Raw genomic sequence first — 1,789 nt, 5'->3', positions numbered from 1 at the left:
ACCGGTCATCCCGACCACCTCTTTCCTGCTTTGCAGCGCCTGAACCAGACGGAACTTATCTTCCGGACTGGTACGGGCAAAAATATCGAATTTCTGCGCCGCTTCACTCAGTTGGGTATCGTCCATCACCTCCAGCTCGCGCCCGGTAATGGCGTTCCCGGCGTTGCCGATCCCCAGCATCTTGCCGATACTCATCGCCGTTTGCGGGTGGTCCCCGGTGATCATCTTCACGCGGATCCCCGCCTGCAGGCAGTCGCCGATAGCGGTAATGGCCTCTGGTCGCGGCGGGTCCATCATCCCGGCGATCCCTAACAGAATGACGCCATGCTGCAAATCCTGATGGGTGAGTTCGGTTTGCCCGTCAGCCGCCGGTTTCCACGCTGCCGCCACCATGCGCAGCCCTTCCCGCGCGTACTCTTCAATTTTCGCTTCCCAATACGGCTGGTCCAGCGGCTCCAGCCCATGGTCGGTTTGCTGATGCTGACACAGGCGGAACAGCACATCTGGCGCACCGGTAATTAAAATCGTCTCCTCATTGCCGATGCGGTACAGCGTTGACATATATTTGTATTGCGAATCAAAGGGGATCTTACTGCGCAGTTCGGTGCTCGCCGGCGAAAGCGTCACTTTCGCCGCCAGCACCTTCAGCGCCCCTTCCGTAGGGCCGCCAGTGATTTTCCACAACCCGCTTTCATCTTTGATTAGCTGGCTGTCGTTACACAGGTCGATGGTGCGCAGATAGCGCTCCAGCAGCGTGCCCGGCGCGACGGTTATCGGGTCCGGCTCATCGATCGGGTGAATATTCCCCACCGGCTCGTAGCTGTCCCCTTCCACCCGATAGACTTTATCGGCGGTGATAACGGCCTTAACCGTCATCTCGTTCATGGTCAGCGTCCCGGTTTTATCCGAGCAAATAACCGTCATCGCCCCTAGCGTTTCGACCGTCGGCAGCTTGCGGATAATCGCCTTCTGCCGGGCCATGGTTTGCACGCCAAGCGAGAGGATAATCGAGATAATCGCCGGCAGCCCTTCCGGTACCGACGCCACCGCCAGGCTAATCAGCGACAGCATCAGTTCAGAAACCGGCATATCGCGGAACAGCAGGCTAAAGACGAATAGCGCAGCCATCATCACCAGAATGATGATAAAGATGGCTTTGCCGAGCTTATCCATCTGCACCAACAGCGGAGTACGGTGTTTCTCGATATCCGCCATCATCTGGTTAATGTGGCCCAGCTCGGTATCGCCACCGGTTGCCACCACCAGGCCTTTGCCACCGCCGGAGCTTACCGTGGTGCCTGAGAACAACAGGTTCGTCCGGTCACCCAACGGCAGTTCGCCGCTAAGCGCTTCGGTACTTTTCTCCACCACCGTTGATTCACCGGTCAGAATCGCCTCTTCCACCCGCAGGTTATGCGCTTCGATAACCCGCAGGTCTGCTGGAATGCGGTCGCCGGCGCGGATCACCACGATATCGCCGGGAACCAGCGCCGTGGTCGGAATGGTTTCATGATTCCCCTGACGAACCACCACCGCTTCGCTGGAGAGCATATTGCGAATGCTCTGGAGCGATTTTTCGGCGTTACTCTCCTGAATATGACCAATCAGGGCGTTGATCACCGCCACGCCGAGGATCACCAGAGTATCGACCCAGTGGCCCATCACCGCCGTCAATAGCGCCGCCGCCAGCAAGACGTAAATCAGCACATCATTAAAATGCGCCAGAAAACGCAGCCATGCCGGTTTACCCGCTTTTTGCGGTAGCGCATTTTCACCGTACTGCTGTAAG

1 protein-coding gene is annotated in these 1,789 nt (G+C 57.8%); it reads right to left on the bottom strand.

The features are described 5' to 3' along the window. Window positions 1–1,789: HAD-IC family P-type ATPase (locus HV213_RS33100; RefSeq protein WP_181486583.1), on the bottom strand; the 1,789-nt coding region annotated here is incomplete at both ends.

The organism is Klebsiella sp. RHBSTW-00484 (assembly GCF_013705725.1).
GTDB lineage: Bacteria > Pseudomonadota > Gammaproteobacteria > Enterobacterales > Enterobacteriaceae > Klebsiella.
This window is presented reverse-complemented; position numbering and strand designations above follow the sequence as displayed.